An 18049-nucleotide genomic window follows, 5' to 3' on the forward strand; every position below is an offset into this window, starting at 1 on the left:
TTGAATGATTATTTATTCCCATTGCATGAATTCATTTGAGATAATTTTATTTTTTATATTTATCCAGATCTTTAATACTAAATTGACCTAAAAAGTAACGTTCTATTAAGTCCCAGCGCTCCTCTTTGGTCGAAAGTTGAGTAAAGAAATATTCCATGATTTCCACCGAATCTCTGTGTTTTTTTTGTACTAATTCCACAGTTTTGCTTTGATAATACGGATTCCGTAATATTTTTTCGATTGCATTTGAGTTATTAACACGAATAAAAAATTCCGGATTATCTCCTGATCGGATATTAACAGTGGCAAGTTCAAGTATTTCAATCACTTGAGCTAACAATATATGTATATTCCTATTGCTGTTTCTTCCCTTGACAGATATATATCGAATTGACTCACGAGATGATATATCGAAATTTGAGTACGCTTGTTTTATTAATTTTTTTATCCTGATTTCATATGTCGAGTTTTGGATATTCCATTTATCAGTTTGTGTATTGTAGGTTGCAAAATTTCTTTGATCAAAACTGCCTATTTCAACATTATTTAATATATATATTATGGATTGAGCTAACAAATCTGCCGTATAAGTGTTATTAAAAGAAATTCTATTTTTCAATTCTTCTGCTAATTTTTTTAATGTAAAGTGTTTTCCTAATTGTTTGATATCATCGAATATATCTTTTAAGCTATTCAATACGTCTGATAATTCAGTTATCACATTATCGAAAGTCATCTTTTCTGCTCTAACTTCAACAATAGTCCTCTGAATTAACTTTTCTCCAACCTTAAAATCAAAATCGGTTAGTTCATTCCCAAAAAACAATCGCTTAAAATTTGCAAATGAAACCTCCTTATATTCTTCTTCCCAAAGTCTTTTAAAATCAATGACATACGTTTCACCAAGAGATTCAACTTGTACTGGAGTATTTTGAGTCATATTCCACTGAGATTTCGGCAAATCTATTTTTCTAAAATATTTAATTTTTCCATTTAACTTTAATGTTCCTAAAAAATCATTATGAATCATAAAATATCCATTTGTAAACATACTACGTGGCTTAAATATTAATGGGATATAGTTTGACTCATTATATTCAAAATCTTTTTTAATGATTAGTAAAGCTGTTTTTAGTTGAGCATCAATTTTAGTTGAATCCAATTCATTTGCAAAGATATAAGAAAACTCCATTGGTGAAACTAAAAAATTACGCTTCCTATACTTCCTATACAAATCAAAAATTTTATTTAAAACCGCAATAATCTGCCAATTTTTGATACTAGACATTCCAAATAGTTGATTTATGTATCGGAAATCTTCCTTGAAAAAATCAGTGGTAGCTATTCCAATCATTCCTTTATCTCTAGCTGCACGTCCAATTTCTTGTACATAGTCAGGTATACTACCAGTAGGCGCAAAATGATAGACATATTTTATGTCATTTATGTCAATTCCCATGCCGAAAGCCTTAGTAGCTAAAACAACATTTTTTTCTCCGCTAACTATTTGTTCTAGTGTCTCATTTTTTTCTCCAGCAAACATTCCTCCATAATATTTTCCCACTTTATTTGGATTATCTAATCTTCTATATAATTCTTCAATATGACTGGTATAAGGGACATAAACTAGAGTCTTTTCACCTGTTTTTTGTAATTCATTTATTTTTGCAACTGCAGTAGCAATTTTTTCGTCTTGATAATTGATATTTTTAACTTTATTATTAATATCAAATTCAAGGTCATCTCTTTTTACCCTACCTAAGAATCTTTCAGGGGTCATTCTGAGCGACTCAATAATATCCAGATACATATTGTCATCCCCACCAAAAGTCGAAGTAGCTGTAAAGGTAGCAATTGGAAAATTTTGATCTGATTTTTCATTTTTTCTAAGTTTAGAAATAAAATCCCCTAAATACCAATAATCTGGCCTAAATGATTTTCCCCAAGTTGCTACGATGTGAGCTTCATCAACAACTAATAATCCAATTTTTCGATCACCGATAAGACCCGTGATATCTGTATTTGATATCTTCATCACTAAAAAAATCTTCCCACTGATTTTTAATATTATTTTGAAAACCTGGATAGTAACCCTCGAAAAAGTTATTTTCAATTATTATTATTTTATACCCTGTAAATAATTCAATTGCAGCAAGAAGTTTTTCTTCTTGAAGATAGAGCAAATTCTCAAATAATATTAGTTTTGTATCGCTTGCTTGCGCTAATTGTTGAACTTCTAATTTAATTCCTTCAAAATCAGTATAACCTTTTTGAAATAGTTCTGTATCTCCAAAAAATAAATTTGAATCAATTCCATCTAACCAATAATTAAACCCTTTCAGAGCATAAATCGTTTTCTCCTCTTTTAATGTTCCGAAATAATTTTGAATTGAAGTTTTAAATTTTTTCATAGAAATCCTCCATTTATATTTTTATTATATAATAATTTAATAGTATATTCTAGTCAAGAATAATTATCTTCTGAGGAGGTGTTTCTCTTAACCTTTGAATTGTAATAAATTTTTTGTTGAAAACTAAAATTATTCTTTTTAGATATTGAGATAAACAACATTAGTCTTTGATTCTAGATTTGCCAAACCCGCACAAAAAGAGTAAGATAGTAGCATACAAAACAAAAGGAGAAACATATGAAATTTTCAGACTATACCTATGTCCGTCCAGATTATGAAGCCATCAAGGCTCAATTTACTGACTTAACCGACCAGTTGGCTCAGGCAAATGACTTGGAAACAACTCGCACACTTGTGGCAGCCGTTACCAAATTGCTCAACCTGATCGATACCCAGTACAACCTCTGGATGATCCGTCATACTATCGACATGAACGATGAGTTCTACAATGAAGAAACCAAGTTTTGGAATGAATATTCGCCACTTTTTGAAGAATTGACCACCAACTACTACCGTGTCATTGTCCAGACGCCTTATAAGGAAGAGTTGTCAGATATCTTGCCTCAAACCTTCTTCATGCAGGCAGAAAACAAGCTCAAGACCTTCTCGTCAGACGTCATTCCATTACTGCAAAAAGAAAATGAATTATCTGATGAATACAGCAAACTGATTGCGGGTGCAGAGATTGATTTCCAAGGTCAGACCTACAACTTGTCACAAATGGGGCCATTCGGTCAATCAACCGACCGTGAAGTACGCAAGGCTGCTTCTGCTGCCACAACTGCCTTCTTTGAAAGCAAGGAAGCTGACTTTGACCGTGTTTACGATGAATTAGTCAAGGTCCGCACGGCAATCGCCCACAAACTTGGCTTCAAGGACTATGTGGAATACGGCTACCTCAAGATGAACCGTTTCGATTACAATCGTGACATGGTCAAGGTTTACCGTGAAGAAATCCTCAAGCATATCGTGCCGATTGTGCAAAATCTTCGTGAACGCCAAGCCAAACGCTTGCAGGTGCCAAGCCTGAAACACTACGACCTCAATCTTGAGTTCTTAGACGGAAATGCAGTCCCACAAGGTGACCCCGACTTTATCGTCAGCCAAGCCCAAGACATGTACCGTGAATTGTCCACAGAAACAGGCGAGTTCTTCGACTTCATGATTGAGCATGAACTCTTGGACTTGGTCGCAAAACCAGGCAAAAACAGCGGTGGCTACTGTACCTATATCCCTGATTTCAAGAGCCCATTCATCTTCTCTAACTTCAACGGAACCAGCGGCGATATTGATGTTTTAACCCACGAAGCAGGTCACGCCTTCCAAGTCTATCGTTCCCGTTGGATTCAAAGTCCAGAAGTTGTTTGGCCAACCTACGAAACCTGTGAAATCCACTCCATGTCTATGGAATTTATGACTTGGCCTTGGATGGACCGTTTCTTCAAGGAGCAGGTGGATAAGTATAAATTCAGCCACTTGGCTGGCACCCTCCTCTTCTTGCCTTACGGTGTCTTGGTGGATCACTTCCAGCACGAAGTCTATGAACATCCAGAGATGACACCAGCTGAACGCAAGGCGACTTGGAAAAAACTCCAAGACCTCTACTTGCCAGACCGTGACTATTCCGAGTCAGAAGCCCTCAACCGCGGTATCTTCTGGTATCGTCAAGGTCATATCTTTGCTAGCCCATTCTACTACATTGACTACACCTTGGCCCAAGTTTGTGCCCTTCAATTCTGGAAACGTACGCAGGTAGATCACGATGAAAATGCTTGGGAAGACTACATCCGCATCTGTGATTTGGGCGGAACCAAGTCCTTCTTGCAAGTGGTTGAAGCCGCAAACCTCCAATCACCGTTCAAAGAAGGTGCCCTCGAAAGCACAGCCAAGGCTGCTGCCGATTGGTTAAATGCAGTTAATGATAGCGACTTATAAAACACAAAAATCTGAATGATATACGAACTCATTCAGATTTTTGTGCTTTGACAAATTCGATGTACTTATCCCCAAAAACTTCAATTTGTTGAAGAACCATCTTGAATTCCTGACCAATCTCGCTCAGTTCATATTCTACTTTTGGCGGAACCTGTGCATAAACCTTGCGGACAATCAGGCCGTCCTCTTCCAACTGGCGCAGCTGCTTGGTCAAGGTTGCCTGTGAAATGCCTATCAATCGACGGTGCAATTCATTGAAACGAATAGGACCTTCTTCGATATGATGTAGTAATAAGATACTCCATTTCCCTGATAAGACACTCTGAGTGGTCACATAAGGACACTCCGGAACCGTATGTTGTGTGAAAGTTGCCATAATTTCTCCTTTATTTTTCCTTGATACTACACATTACTTCACAAAAAGATAGTGACTATTCAAAAAAATCGTACTTGTATTATTTTTAGTACCTGTTACAATAATACCATAAACTGCGAAAGCAGGAAAGTATTTTCTCAAAAGGAGCGATACAATGAATATCAATTGCACTGTATAATACAAAGGAGTACCTATGTCACTAATCTCAGTTTTCAAAAATATATTTACAAAAAAGGAAGAAAAAAACATGAAAAACATTTTATTTATCGTCGGTTCACTACGTGAAGGTTCATTCAACCACCAAATGGCTAAACAGGCTGAAAGCATCTTAGAAGGTCAAGCAACTGTATCTTATCTTAACTATAAAGAAATCCCGCTTATGAACCAAGATCTTGAAACACCAGTCTTGCCAGCTGTCCAAGCTGCACGCGATGCGATTATGGCTGCAGATGCTATCTGGATTTTCTCACCAGTTTACAACTTTGCTATTCCAGGCACAGTGAAAAACTTGATTGACTGGCTGAGCCGTGCCCTTGACTTGTCAGAAACACGTGGCCCATCTGCACTACAAGATAAGATTGTAACTGTGTCATCTGTAGCAAATGCTGGACACGAGCCAATGCTTGCTAGCTACCAGGCACTCCTACCATTTGTTCGCATGCAAGTCGTTGGTGAGTTTACAGGGACTACCGTCAACCCAGAAGCATGGGGAACTGGACAGTTGGTATTGTCAGAGGAAGCCATCGCTGGTTTGCAAGCGCAAGCTCAAGCTTTGTTAGAAGCTTAGACTCTACAGGTCAATATACATCCTTCTATGATCTTTATCGAGTTGAAGATGATAGAATTGCAGAACTCTGGGATGTTGTTGTACCAATCGAGGAAGATTCCAAAGCTGCCAATAGCAATGGTAAATTCTAATCAAAAACCAAGAAAATAAGATGAAAGAAAAATAAAATGAAACTATATTACATCATCGATGCTTATTGTGGTTGGACCTACGGCTTTAACCACATTTTCACAAAATTCATGCAAGACCATCCTGACATAGAAATAGAGGTCATTAACGGAGGCTTGTTTGTCGGAGATAACAAAAAGAAAATGGTTGATTTCCAGCAGGCACAGACCATCAATAAACAAATCGAAAGCTATTACCAAATGTCTTTTGGCGATAACTACAATCAATTGTTTAAGGATAAGGACTTTACCATGGACTCCCTTGGTCCTGCTAGAGCCTACTCAGTCTTGAAAAACTATGTTGAGACACCTAACCATGCTCAGCTATCATTAGACATTCAAGCCTTATTTTTTGAAGATGGGTTAGACCTCAGTCAGGCAGACAGTTACACCAGCCTAATCGGTACCTATCAGTTACCTACAAAGGCTATGGAAGAACTATCAAGCATCTTGAATCAACCAGAAAATCTACACCCAGACTTTATCAAGGCTTATGAAATGGGGGTAACCTCTTTCCCAACCTTGTTACTTGAAAAAGACGGAAACTTCTTTAATCTTATCAATAAAGTTCGCACAGTAGACGATTTGGAAAAAAATTTCCAAGCAGCTATTACGCAATAGAAAGGGTAACTATTTATGGAAAAACATTATAAGCTACAAAATGGAACAGAATTACACATCTTTACAAATGACGAATCAAGTTTTATGGTTACGGCGACCTTAATCATTAAAAATGGCAAGGCTCTCCTTGTAGGTTCAGGGTTTAAACAATCAGAAGGAGAGCGAATTGTTCGCTATTTACAAGACGCTCAACTGACATTAGAAAAAATCTTTATCATTCAAGGGGATCCAGACTATTATTTTGCTCTTGAGCCTATCAAAAAATCATTCCCAGAAGCCATTGTCTATGCAACGTCTTATGTTATCGACCATATTTTAAAAACAGTATCGAAAAAATTACAGGTATGGGGAGGCTCTTTAGGTGACCAAGCTCCTAAAAATATTATTTTACCAGCGCTCATTCAAGAGTCTACATTAGAATTTGAAGGTGATAAATGGGAATTTTTCGGTAGTGAACCAAGTCAAATCAATCTTTGGAATGCAGAAACCAAAACCATTATTGGCGGTATCAATACCTTTAATCAAATTCACCTCTTCTTAGCAGATTCACAAACTACCGAGAAATTGAAAGCCTGGCAAGATCGATTAAAAGATATGAAGGCACTGGATGCCTCTCTCATTATTCCAGGTCATGCAGATAGTGAAGGTTCATTTGATTCTCAAGCTCTTGATTTTTCAATCGCCTATATTGAAGTAGCAATCAAATTAAAAAAAGAAGTCAAGGACTCAGCTACTTTTGTCGCTAAAATGAAAGAAAAATTCCCTAATCTTCGTAACGAGGCAGTCTTAGAATTGAGTGCTAAAGTCTTAACAGGTGAAATACCATGGGGGTAATGTATGTCAAAAAATCAATTATATAAAAATATTTTAGAAGAAACATATCTAGCTACTGCACAAGGTCGAATAGAAGATTTCAAGAGCCATTTGGCTGCTGATGTCTCTTGGACAGAAGCTGCAGGCTTTCCCTATGCTGGTACCTATATCGGTCCAGATGCAGTGATTGAAAACGTCCATGCAAGACTAGGTTCTGAATGGACCAATTATAGTGCCACACCAGTTGATTACGCCTTTTCAGGAAACCGTGTCATGGTTTATGGCTACTACAAGGGGACCTACAAGCTTACTGAGAAATCCTTCCAAGCAGACTTTGTCCATATTTACGATTTTAATGCTGAAAATAGAATTACACACTTTATCCAAATCGTAGATAGCGCACTTGTTGAGAAAGCTATGAGATAAAATCAATTTTCAAAAGTCTATTCGTCACACGTTACTTCACCAAAAGATACTAAGTAACTCGAAAATTCCTATAAATTGTATCAGAAAGTTAGGTACCTCTATGTACAATTCCCAATTTGAACTGGGTTATGTCGCCCTCAATGTCCGCGATTTAGAACTCCAAAGCCTGTTTTACCAACAAGTCTTGGGGCTCCAAATTCTAACTGAAAACTCTAAACAGATTGACCTAGGCGTTGGAAAAAACATCCTTATTCGCCTGATTCAAACAGAGCAGAAAGGCGAAGTTAGCCACAGCTACGGACTCTATCACTTGGCCATTGTCCTACCTAGCCGTGAAGATCTCGGCAACATTTTCCGCCACTTTATCGATAACAAAGTTCCCCTCCAAGGCGCCAGCGACCACGGTTACAGCGAAGCCATTTACCTAGCCGACACCGAAGGCAACGGCATCGAAATTTACCGCGACCTGCCTCAAGACACTTGGGATGTCCGCCCAGACGGCCGTATCGTCGGCATTACTGAACCTATGGATGCTGAAACGATCTATGCTTTAGGAAAAAAAGCTGACACAGCCTATCAGATGCCAGCTGGCAGTCGGATGGGGCATATTCACCTATCTGTCCGAGAAAGCGCTGCTTCTAGCCGTTTTTACCAAGAAGTCCTAGCTGTCGAGGATAAATTCTCGGTCCCATCTGCAGCCTGGCTAGCCTCAGGTAACTACCATCACCACCTAGCTGTCAACGAATGGGGCGGAAAACATCTCCAAACACGAACAGAAGGCATGCCAGGACTTGCCTATTATACTGTTATCTACTCTAGCCCCGTAGCTTTTGAAGCAACCATAGAACGCGCCACAGCTGCAAACTTAAAGGTAGGAAGAACGAATACTACTGCAGCCTTTGTCGATGTGGATGGTATCAAAACCCAATTCAAATTAGAATAACTAAAATAGAAAGAAAAATCCTCCACATGTCAAAAGGAAATAAAAAGAAAAGAAAAAGTTCACTAATATGGAACTTACTAACCGTGCTACTGGTTATGGTATCGCTAGCCTTAATTTTCAACACATTCATCAGGAATTACATCATCGGCTGGAATACAAATAAGTACCAAATTACTAAAGTTTCAGCGGAAGATATTGAAAAAAATAAGCAAGCAGAAACGACATTTGATTTTGCACAAGTACAGTCTATTTCAACTGAAGAAGTTTTGTCAGCACAGTGGGATGACCAACAATTACCTGTAATCGGTGGTGTCTCAATTCCAGAACTCGGTATTAATTTACCAATTTTTAAGGGATTATCCAACGTTTCCCTAATGTATGGTGCTGGGACTATGAAAGAGAACCAAGAAATGGGAAAAGGAAATTATTCCTTAGCCAGCCATCATATCTTCGGTGTTGCCGGTGCAGCAGATGTCCTATTCTCACCATTGGATCGAGCGCAAAATGGAATGAAAATCTATGTAACGGATAAAAATAATGTCTATACCTATGTCATTGACAGTATAGAAATTGTTTCACCCGAAAGTGTCTATGTAATTGATGACGTAGAGGGCAGAACAGAAGTCACATTGGTAACATGTACAGATATTAATGCAACTGAACGTATCATTGTAAAAGGCGTACTCGAATCAACGATACCATATAATGATACGCCCGAAGATGTTTTAGATTCATTTTCAAAAAGTTATAATCAATATGATTACGGACAATAAGAACAAAAGTGAGTATTAAAGTCCCTTAGTTCCATTTTTGTACTAGTAAAACTACATATCAGTTCCAAATCTGACCTACTATAGCATAACCGAACTTCAGTAATAAAAAATACAGACAGTTTCAGGCTGAGCTAAAAATCAGCATAAATCTGTCTGTATTTTTTTGTAAAAATCTATTGTTCCGTATTTTATTGAATCAAACCAAGATCGTATTTCATTCCCAAAATACGTTTGACGGATTGGTCAAGCCGCTCCTCTGTAATAGTTCCAGCCTTCACTTGTTCCACAATATAAGGAATTTGACTAGCATAGCTCGAAGATAAGATCATATCTGTCCCAGCTTGAATAGTCTGCAAGGCACCCGAATTTTGATCAACGAATTGCGATAGACCCAGCATATCAAAGTCATCGGTCATAATGACACCCTCAAAACCTAGCTCGGACCGTAATATTTTATTGATCTCAGGTGAAATGGAGGACGGGACATCATCAATGGCAGGGACGATATTGTGACTGACCATTATGGAGTCTGCCCCCGCTTCAATTCCAGCCTTAAAGGGAAGAAAATCATTTGCTCGTAATTCTTCTAAACTACGATTGTCATATACCAAATCTGTATGTGAATCAGCATTGTTCCCATAGCCTGGGAAATGTTTCAAAGTCGAAGCAAATTGCTCTTGTTTCAGTAGCTGGACCTCTTGGCTGATATAAGTGGATGTTGTAGCAGCATCTTGGCCAATAGTCCGATCATAGATAAATGACCATGGATCTGTAGATAAGTCCGCAACTGGAAAGAAACCGGCATGAATACCTATCCCTTTCAAAAGACTGGTTTTATGCTTAGTATCTTCTAAAACAGCCTCCAGCCCCCCTGACTGATACAATTCCAAGGGGGAGGCAAAGGGAGTTTCTAATAACTGACTAACCCGCGTTACCGTTCCACCTTCTTCATCAGAAGCCATTAAAAGTGGTAGTTTGGAATTAGCTTGATAAGCCGCAACTTCTTCCTTGACTTGTTCTAAGGTCCTTCCTTCAAAGTCCCGTGAAAATAAGATATAACCACCAAAGTGATAGGAAGCAAGGTCCTCTAATTGATTTTCATCAGGTATACGTGCAAAAATCATCTGACCAACTTTTTCTTCCAGGGTCATTTGCTGTAGGTAATCAGAGATTAGTTTCTCTTTGACAGAAATCTCTTGAACAGGCACAAAAGAAGGACTGTTGCTGGACTGTCCTTCTCTTTTATTAAACACATAATATGCTAGGGATGCACAGACCGCAATCAACAAACATGCCAAAAGCGGTCCGACTACACCTAGACTTTTATTTACTCTAGCTCTACGCACTACTATCCCTTTATTCGATTCATATAGTCTTGATAGGATTCGGTTTCCATCAAGGTCTTAGCGTTTAAAACACGTTCCTTACTTGGTGGCTTGGTCCCTTCAAGTGGATAAGGTCTACCTAGCTCACGCCACTTAAATTCTCCAAGATTATGGTAAGGCAAGACTTCAAAACGCTCGACATTATTCAAGGTCTTGACAAACTTTCCTAACTCAATCAGGTCATCATCACGGTCTGTCAGTCCTGGTACCAAGACATGGCGGATCCAAACAGGTTTGCCAATATCCGAAAGATAACGGGCACATTCTAAAATAGTCTTATTGCTATGCCCCGTTACAATGCGGTGCTGGTCTGGATTGATTTCCTTAATATCCAAGAGCACCAAATCTGTCACTTCCATCAGACGATTGTATTTTTCCAGATAACGCTCGGTCGAACGGAAGGTCAGAGCACAGGTGTCCAAGGTCGTGTGGATGCCTTTTTCTTTTGCCAAGGTAAAAAGGGCAATCAAAAAGTCAATCTGAATAGTAGCTTCACCACCAGATACCGTTATCCCACCTTCTTTCCCCCAGAACATACGAAAACGCAAGGCTTCATTGAGAACATCCTCTGCAGTTCGTTCTTTGGCCGCAGGATTGACCAGTTCCCAAGTATCAGGGTTATGGCAATACTGGCAACGCATATGACAACCTTGCATAAAGACCACAAAACGTACACCTGGTCCATCCACAGAGCCAAAACTCTCAGTCGAATGAACAAGCCCTGTTACTTTTCGGTAATCTACTTCTTCCATCATCTCATCCTCATTTTCTTAATATAGTTATTATATCATAAAAATGAAAACGCTTCTATACTTGTATTTGATTGTTTTTAACTAACTATTTGAATTGCTATGAAAAACCAGCTACCTTAAAGCAACTGGTTTCCTCTTATTCTTTTTCAACTTCCTCTTCCAGAGTAGTCATCATCATTTTAAGCTTGGTCACTCGACCATTTTTTACCTTATCATTGATAAAGACTAAGTGATGGTCCTTACTGTCCACTTCAAAGGTCACCTTTTCTTCCTGGCTTGGAATAGTGCCGACTCCGGTCAAATAATAACCTGCAATGGTATCAACATCATCACTTTCTAGCTCCGTATCAAAATGCTCATTGAAGTCATTCAGAGTCATATTCCCTTGGACAATATAGGTATTCTCTGCAATTTCACGGACAAAAATCTCTGTCTTGTCGGTTTCATCATCGATTTCCCCGACAATTTCTTCCAACAAATCTTCCAAAGTAACCAGCCCAGCAACTCCGCCATATTCGTCCAGCAAGATAGCCATTTGGTTTTGGGTATTGCGTAAGGATTTTAACAAATCATCCACGAAAATGGTTTCTGGAACAAAGAGAGGTTCCTGCATAATACGACGGATATTGAGATTGTCGAAACCATTGCTAAAAGCTGCAGATAAAATTTTCTTGGTATGAATAAGGCCGATGATATTGTCCTTGTCCCCATCATAGACGGGAACGCGAGAAAAATTCTGTTTGAGAATGGCCGCCATAATGGTTTCCGTATCGTCTTCAATATCAACCATGAAGGCATCCGTACGGGGAACCATAACTTCACGCGCCATCAGCTCATCCAAGGAAAATACACCTTGCAACATCTCGATTTCTTCCGCATCCAAAGTTTGCTCGCTCTTGGTCAAGATATATTCAATCTCATCCCGGGTCATCTGCTCGTCCGCATCGTCAAAGTTCATAGGTGTAATGCGACTGATGAGATTGGTCGCGGCTGATAAGAGCCAAACGAAAGGACTGACAATCTTTCCTAGGAAAATAATCACTGGCGCCGTAACCACTGCCAGATTTTCCTTCATATTCATGGCAATCCGCTTAGGATACAATTCTCCAAGCACAATGGATACAAAGGTCAACATCGCTAAAGCCAACCAATAACCAGCAGTTTGAGCTGTTGTTGAATTACCCATCCACTTGGCAAAAACAGCACCCAAATCATTGGCCAAGCTGGCACCCGAAAGGATTGATATAAAGGTAATTCCAACCTGAATAGTAGAAAGGAAATTATTGGGATTTTCTAAAACTTGCAGTAAGCGAATATACTTCTTCTCACCCTCAGCTGCCTTTTGCTCCACCCGTGAACGATTGAGGGAAACAAGGGCCATTTCTGAAGCTGAAAAGAAGGCATTGAGCAAGGTCAACAATAAAAGTAATAATAATTGTAAATGAATGGTCTGACTACCAGGGTCTTCCATGATATTCTCCTATAATAAAATCTATAACATTCCCATTATACCATATTCTTTTCATTTTGGTATAATCGAGGTGACATTCGGCAAAAATATCTGTAAATCTACACTTCTGTGATAAAATAGTCAAAAAGAAAAGTGAGGTCCATATGATTTTATCCATGAAAGAACTGTCCTACAAAAGACAGGGGAAGTATCTATTAAAAGACATCAACTGGGAATTTAAAAAAGGGGAGCGTTGGGCTATTTTAGGCCTTAACGGTGCTGGAAAATCAACACTGCTGCGCATATTGATGGCAGAGTTTTGGAAGACATCTGACGAGTTGACTGTTCTGGGAGTGGAATTTGGTAAGGGTGATATTCCTAGCCTACGCACCAAGATTGGGGTCGTTGGTTCTTTCCTTGCAGAACGCTTTCCCATTGATTTGACAGCTGAGCAGATTGTCTTAACAGGAAAATATAAGTCATCTATCTTATACAGGGAATATGGTCAGGCAGAATTGGACCAGGCTATTGAAATGCTGAAAACAATTAAGGCTGACCACTTGATTGGCAGGACCTATGCTAGTTTGTCACAAGGCGAACGCCAACTCCTGCTGATTGCCCGCAGTTTGATGGAAGAACCTGCTATTTTGATTTTAGACGAAGCTACTGTGGGCTTAGACCTTTTGGCTCGCGAACGCCTGCTCCATCACATCGACCACATCTGCCAACTCCCAACAGCTCCTGCCATTATCTACGTCACCCATCACGCCGAAGAAATCACTGATAATTTCACCCATGTCCTCCTGCTAAAAAATGGAAAGGTCTTGGCACAGGGACCAAAACAAGACATCCTGACACCAGACCTCCTCAGCGATTTTTATGGCAATCAGGTGGAATTGATTGACTTGGGTGAGGGAAGATTGTTCATTAAGCCGATATTATAAATGAAGTTGAAAAAATACCTCTAACCAGAAAAATTGGTAGGAGGTATTTTTGTCAGGTGTCATAAGTCACAAATAATTTCAATAAGTCAAGCAGACATAGTAGAATTGCTAAAACAAATCACCTTTAAAGAAATCGCTAATGGGTTTCCAATGATTGCGATCCGACATATCTTCTTTCCAACTTGTATTGTTGAACAGCATTCCTATTACTTCTCCAATGCTATTCTTAATAGGACGAACAAAAGCAAATTTAGCTCCATGGGGATTCGTTTTGGAATTTTCAGACCATTCTTTCAAAGCATTAAATTTTGCTTCTGAGTATCTATCAATATTTTGTTTATTGCCACCTTTTGTTTCTACAATATATGTAATCCCATCTCTCCCTTGGAAAATGTAATCAGGAAAAAATCCTTCTGCTTTGTGACCGTATGCAACTGAAAAATACTTTTCTCCTCTATCCTTACTGCGATACCACCAAGAAACTTCCGACGATTCTTCGAGCCATTTCTCGAATGCAATTTCAGGAGCTTTACTATTAGTCCAGTTGTTTTCGCCATAACCTATATAGACATTTTTCTTGAAAACTCTCCCAGATTGCCCTTTTATTACTTGGTACATTTCATATTTGGGTAGAATGAATGGAACCAAATCGACTTCGTCATGACTGATACCATACTCCAAGGATAGTTGTTTATCAAACAACCCCTGTGCATCTGCATTCTTTACTGTATTCCTGATTAAATGATAATTGTTAATGACAAATGCCATAAATTCTGAAGGTTTGAGACTTAAAAATCTTTTCTGAGGATGCTCACTTCGGTTAGAAAAAAGCTCAACTAGAATCACGTTGACATCACTAGCTGTATCTCGATATAAATGAGACTGAAGTTTTTGTTGTGCATTGAGTAAATCAAGCCTATTATCTTTGAGATTAACTGTAACGCCTACTTGATAACTTCGAAGTTTGTCAGATAGAATATCTCTTTCTAACTTATCCGATTGAATGAGTTTTTGCCTAATATTTGTTCCAAATCGATAACCAAAACTCTCTAGTTTTTCCTGATTCTGATGACCGTTTTGCTCCACCAAACCGTAGTCTTTCTTAAATTGACTTCTAAGGGCTGCAACAATCTCAGCATTCGTCAATCCTGTCCTAGCGTTAGGCTTAACTGACATCAATTGAAAATCTGGAGTACCCATTTGTAATTCATAAGTCGCAATAAAACTCCCCTCCCCTTGTCTCAAAACATCTGCAATGTAGGATTGATCGTTGGAGTAGATAAAGGCATTATCTAAGATAGGATTGTCGTAATGCTTCTGCTGGGGCATACGACGAATGCGACCAATGGTCTGCAATGTAAAATTAGGTTCGGTATTTAATCTCAGTTTAACTAAGATCTTTGCCCTTGGAGCATCCCAACCAGTTGAAACTGCCTGCTTCATCAATAAGTAGTTAACTGGACTATTTGCTTTTTCTATTGAAGTAACATTGATTTTTTCATTTGCCAGCCACGTAGCTATCTGACTGTCATCTTGACCAATTTCTGCTAAATATTCTCGTACTTGCGAAATTAGATTATTACGCTCCTCTTTATTTGCTTTCTTCTCATCAGGAAATTGAATCAAAACCAGGGGATTGATATCTAGTCCTAGCTCTTTATAAGCATGTTTGATTTTCCTACGTTTATCATCTGCTGAATCTAAAAAATACTGAACCATATTGTCAACAACATCCCCATCGACACCGTCAGGATTGAGTTCAACATTTCGGACAATTAGCCCCTGTGCAATCACATCCTCGTCATTGACTTGTACATTATCGTATTCACTGGAAGATGATTTCGGTGTTGCAGAAGCTCGTATGATTTTGTCCGCATCAAACATGTCAATTATCGGTTGTGCCTTCTCCGTTTGATTTCTGTGCTCCTCATCAATAATCAGAACGAAATGCAAATTTTGTAATCTTGCATTCTTGATAAGGGCTGTAAGATTTTTTGTCTCTCCATCCCGCAAGGCAAGCGCTTGACTATTCTTAACTCTCTCCCAATTTAAAAACGTTGCTGTATTTTTTTTAAACCCTGAAATCAGTGTATCATCTAATGTTTGTGCTTTTACAAAAGTAGCATAGTCTTTAGCCTTGGACCAAGATTGCTCCTCCAACTCTCCATTACCAGGTGTCAACCATACGAAAACATAATCATAAGGATAGGGGTTGTTCTCTATAATTCGATCCATGAGCTTAATGAGCATTACTGTTTTTCCTGCTCCAGTCGGTGCATAGAAAACTGTAGTTTGTTTTTGGGAATAGAAAAATTTATCTTGCAGGGTCTGGACTGCCTGCTCTTGAAAAGGAAATAAATCTATCATAAACCTGCCTCTCTCATTTCTTTAGCAAAATAATATTCTGGTACATCAATCAATTCGATGCCTTCGAAACGAACTAAATCTGACTTTTCCATCATGGCATGGGATTGCTGACGAACGTAGACCGTCTTTATACCACTCAAATCAAGTTTCCTCAAGTCTGAAAGTGAAAATGCTGTTGCTTTATCACTCTCTTTCAAATCAATACCATGTTCCAACTCAATAAGGGTATGGACATGATGTAGAAGACTGAATTCTAGCTCCTCGTCATCTTTGGAAAGGAATTTCGTTTTGAAATATTTTAGATTATGAGGCAAGTCATCTTGAATATTTGTCAATCGTTTGTAAGTCACCTCCTCACAAATATTATTCTCATTATTGGTACAAAGAATATATTTGCGATTACCGCCATCTTCCTTATTCAATTGAGCAACTGCATGACCCGTAGTACCCGAACCAGCGAAGAAGTCGAGGATGAGTGCATTAGTATGAGTTGAAATATAAATGAAATCTTTAATCAATTCCAGCGGTTTAGGATTATTAAAAACCTTTTTACCAAAAATTTCTTTTAGCTGTTTGGTCCCATTTCCACTGCTATACTCTGGCTTGTAAAAAATTGTTTTTGGTTTTTTGGTCGGTAAATCCCCAAGTTGCGGACGCTGTTTTTTATACAATGTACTTCCTAAACGACCACTCACAACTATTATTTCATCCGATTCTTCTTTTACTTTGGAATATTGCCAACGCCAAGAAGTTTTCTCTCCATTTGCCTCGGGTAGAAGTACTTCAAATCCGTCTTTTCCATATTGTTCAATAAGAGCACTTACAAAATCATCATCAAATCTTTTTGAAAATCTATCATAAATTCTAGCATGCTCATCAGGTTGAATTGAATAAACTGCATTATCCTTCACCAAAATCGGATAATAACTTGTTGGTCGACTCTCTCTCGGTGCATCTGCCCCTGTTCTTTTTAAGGTTGCCCCTTTTTTATAAAAACCAATTTCATCTTCCATCCATCTGTCAAGTTCACTTTCTGATGTAATAAACTCTCTAATATTAGCCAAAGACTTATTTTTTGAATAACATACCGTATATTCGTGAGTTCCAGCGAACCCAAATTCATCTTGATTGCCTTTTAAGTTCATAATAGTTGGAAGTTCAGCTATAAAGTTCCTATTCCCAAAAACCTCATCACACAGTAACTTCAGCTGTGCCTGTTCATTATCATCAATAGAAATAAATATAACTCCCGAATCTGATAATAGCTTTCGAGCGATTTCCAACCGTTTACTCATGAAGCTTAACCATTTTGAATGGGCGTAACCATCTGTTTTATCTACAAACCTATCATTATACTTAAAATCCTTATTCCCTGTATTATACGGCGGGTCGATATAAATGACATCTATTCTACCCGCATGAGTTTTCTCTAATAGATGCAAACTGTGTAAATTATCCCCCTCTAAGAGAAAATTATAATCCTTATCCTCTGGATTTGCTCTTATTTTTCGGGTCTCGTCTTCAATGAAAACAGGAATCCTTGTTTTCATTTCTTCCTCGACCAATTCAGCGTGTTCTTCCCAAACTAATCCATATTTCTTACGATTAAGAAGTTTTATAATTTTATCGAGCTGAACCACATCTTCATTTCGACCGTCAATTCTTGCTTGGTCAATAAGATCCCTCACATAATCCAAAGCTTCATTTTTCTCGTTTTGATGTGGGAGCTCATTAAAGTCTTTAGGCATTAGAAAACACCCCCAATCTCTATGATTGCAGGTGTTTTAGAGTATTCTGAAAAAAAGTAGTTGTTAGCTACTTGCTTGCTTGCTTGCTTGCTTGCTTGCTTGCTTGCTTGCTTGCTTGCTTGCTAATGGATTGTACCATTTCGTTCTCCTA

General features: G+C 38.4%; 16 protein-coding genes. 8 read left to right on the forward strand and 8 right to left on the reverse strand.

The window, feature by feature from the left end; genetic code table 11:
- Positions 1-46: 46 nt before the first annotated feature.
- Both RFK25_RS01980 and RFK25_RS01985 read right to left on the reverse strand, forming a co-directional pair.
- The gene (locus RFK25_RS01980; protein WP_332411228.1) at positions 47-2035 is read right to left on the reverse strand and encodes a helicase-related protein; all 1989 of its coding nucleotides are present in this window, start codon (positions 2033-2035) and stop codon (positions 47-49) included.
- Positions 1995-2411 (reverse strand): hypothetical protein, encoded by a 417-nt coding sequence (locus RFK25_RS01985; protein ID WP_332411079.1) that lies wholly within the window; start codon positions 2409-2411, stop codon positions 1995-1997. The genes RFK25_RS01980 and RFK25_RS01985 overlap by 41 nt, the downstream gene beginning before the upstream one ends.
- A gap of 237 nt (positions 2412-2648) precedes the next feature.
- Between RFK25_RS01985 and RFK25_RS01990 the strand changes: the two genes are divergently transcribed.
- Entirely contained in the window at positions 2649-4346 is a 1698-nt protein-coding gene (locus RFK25_RS01990) for a M3 family oligoendopeptidase (RefSeq protein WP_332411081.1), read from the forward strand.
- Between the two features lie 28 nt (positions 4347-4374).
- Here the strand turns inward: RFK25_RS01990 and RFK25_RS01995 are convergent, their stop codons facing one another.
- A complete protein-coding gene (locus tag RFK25_RS01995) occupies positions 4375-4722 on the reverse strand; it encodes a winged helix-turn-helix transcriptional regulator (protein ID WP_332411084.1) in 348 nt (115 codons plus the stop codon).
- Between the two features lie 247 nt (positions 4723-4969).
- Here RFK25_RS01995 and RFK25_RS02000 point away from each other — a divergent pair, with 247 nt between their 5' ends.
- The 6 genes from RFK25_RS02000 to RFK25_RS02025 all read left to right on the forward strand — a co-directional run bounded on the left by RFK25_RS02000 (position 4970) and on the right by RFK25_RS02025 (position 9252).
- Positions 4970-5509, forward strand: a complete 540-nt coding sequence (locus tag RFK25_RS02000; protein ID WP_332411086.1) for an NADPH-dependent FMN reductase — start codon at positions 4970-4972, stop codon at positions 5507-5509.
- A gap of 167 nt (positions 5510-5676) precedes the next feature.
- Positions 5677-6297: a thioredoxin gene (locus RFK25_RS02005; protein ID WP_332411088.1), complete on the forward strand. Its 621-nt coding sequence runs from the start codon at positions 5677-5679 to the stop codon at positions 6295-6297.
- Positions 6298-6312: 15 nt separating this feature from the next.
- On the forward strand, positions 6313-7131 hold the full coding sequence (locus RFK25_RS02010) for a cytoplasmic protein (RefSeq protein ID WP_105127699.1): 819 nt from the start codon (positions 6313-6315) through the stop codon (positions 7129-7131).
- 3 nt (positions 7132-7134) lie between these two features.
- On the forward strand, positions 7135-7536 hold the full coding sequence (locus RFK25_RS02015; protein ID WP_332411090.1) for a nuclear transport factor 2 family protein: 402 nt from the start codon (positions 7135-7137) through the stop codon (positions 7534-7536).
- Between the two features lie 100 nt (positions 7537-7636).
- Positions 7637-8479, forward strand: a complete 843-nt coding sequence (locus RFK25_RS02020; protein ID WP_332411091.1) for a VOC family protein — start codon at positions 7637-7639, stop codon at positions 8477-8479.
- Between the two features lie 26 nt (positions 8480-8505).
- Complete coding sequence (locus tag RFK25_RS02025) at positions 8506-9252, forward strand: class A sortase (RefSeq protein WP_332411092.1); 747 nt, start codon at positions 8506-8508, stop codon at positions 9250-9252.
- A 188-nt stretch (positions 9253-9440) separates the two neighbouring features.
- Here the strand turns inward: RFK25_RS02025 and RFK25_RS02030 are convergent, their stop codons facing one another.
- From RFK25_RS02030 to RFK25_RS02040, 3 genes are all read right to left on the reverse strand, one after another.
- On the reverse strand, positions 9441-10505 hold the full coding sequence (locus tag RFK25_RS02030) for a glycoside hydrolase family 3 protein (protein WP_332411094.1): 1065 nt from the start codon (positions 10503-10505) through the stop codon (positions 9441-9443).
- Between the two features lie 95 nt (positions 10506-10600).
- Entirely contained in the window at positions 10601-11392 is a 792-nt protein-coding gene (pflA, locus tag RFK25_RS02035; RefSeq protein ID WP_024380338.1) for a pyruvate formate-lyase-activating protein, read from the reverse strand.
- Between the two features lie 133 nt (positions 11393-11525).
- Positions 11526-12860 (reverse strand): hemolysin family protein, encoded by a 1335-nt coding sequence (locus tag RFK25_RS02040; RefSeq protein WP_105118685.1) that lies wholly within the window; start codon positions 12858-12860, stop codon positions 11526-11528.
- 143 nt (positions 12861-13003) lie between these two features.
- Between RFK25_RS02040 and RFK25_RS02045 the strand changes: the two genes are divergently transcribed.
- The gene (locus RFK25_RS02045; RefSeq protein ID WP_332411098.1) at positions 13004-13783 is read left to right on the forward strand and encodes an ABC transporter ATP-binding protein; all 780 of its coding nucleotides are present in this window, start codon (positions 13004-13006) and stop codon (positions 13781-13783) included.
- A 108-nt stretch (positions 13784-13891) separates the two neighbouring features.
- On the opposite strand, the gene RFK25_RS02050 is transcribed toward RFK25_RS02045, so the two are convergent.
- Positions 13892-16147, reverse strand: coding sequence for a DEAD/DEAH box helicase (locus RFK25_RS02050; protein ID WP_332411229.1), 2256 nt, complete (start codon positions 16145-16147; stop codon positions 13892-13894).
- Positions 16147-17898: a site-specific DNA-methyltransferase gene (locus RFK25_RS02055; RefSeq protein WP_332411100.1), complete on the reverse strand. Its 1752-nt coding sequence runs from the start codon at positions 17896-17898 to the stop codon at positions 16147-16149. Before RFK25_RS02055 ends, RFK25_RS02050 begins: the two co-directional genes overlap by 1 nt.
- Positions 17899-18049: the final 151 nt, after the last annotated feature.

Source organism: Streptococcus sp. SS-4456 (assembly GCF_036680365.1).
Taxonomy (GTDB): Bacteria; Bacillota; Bacilli; order Lactobacillales; family Streptococcaceae; genus Streptococcus.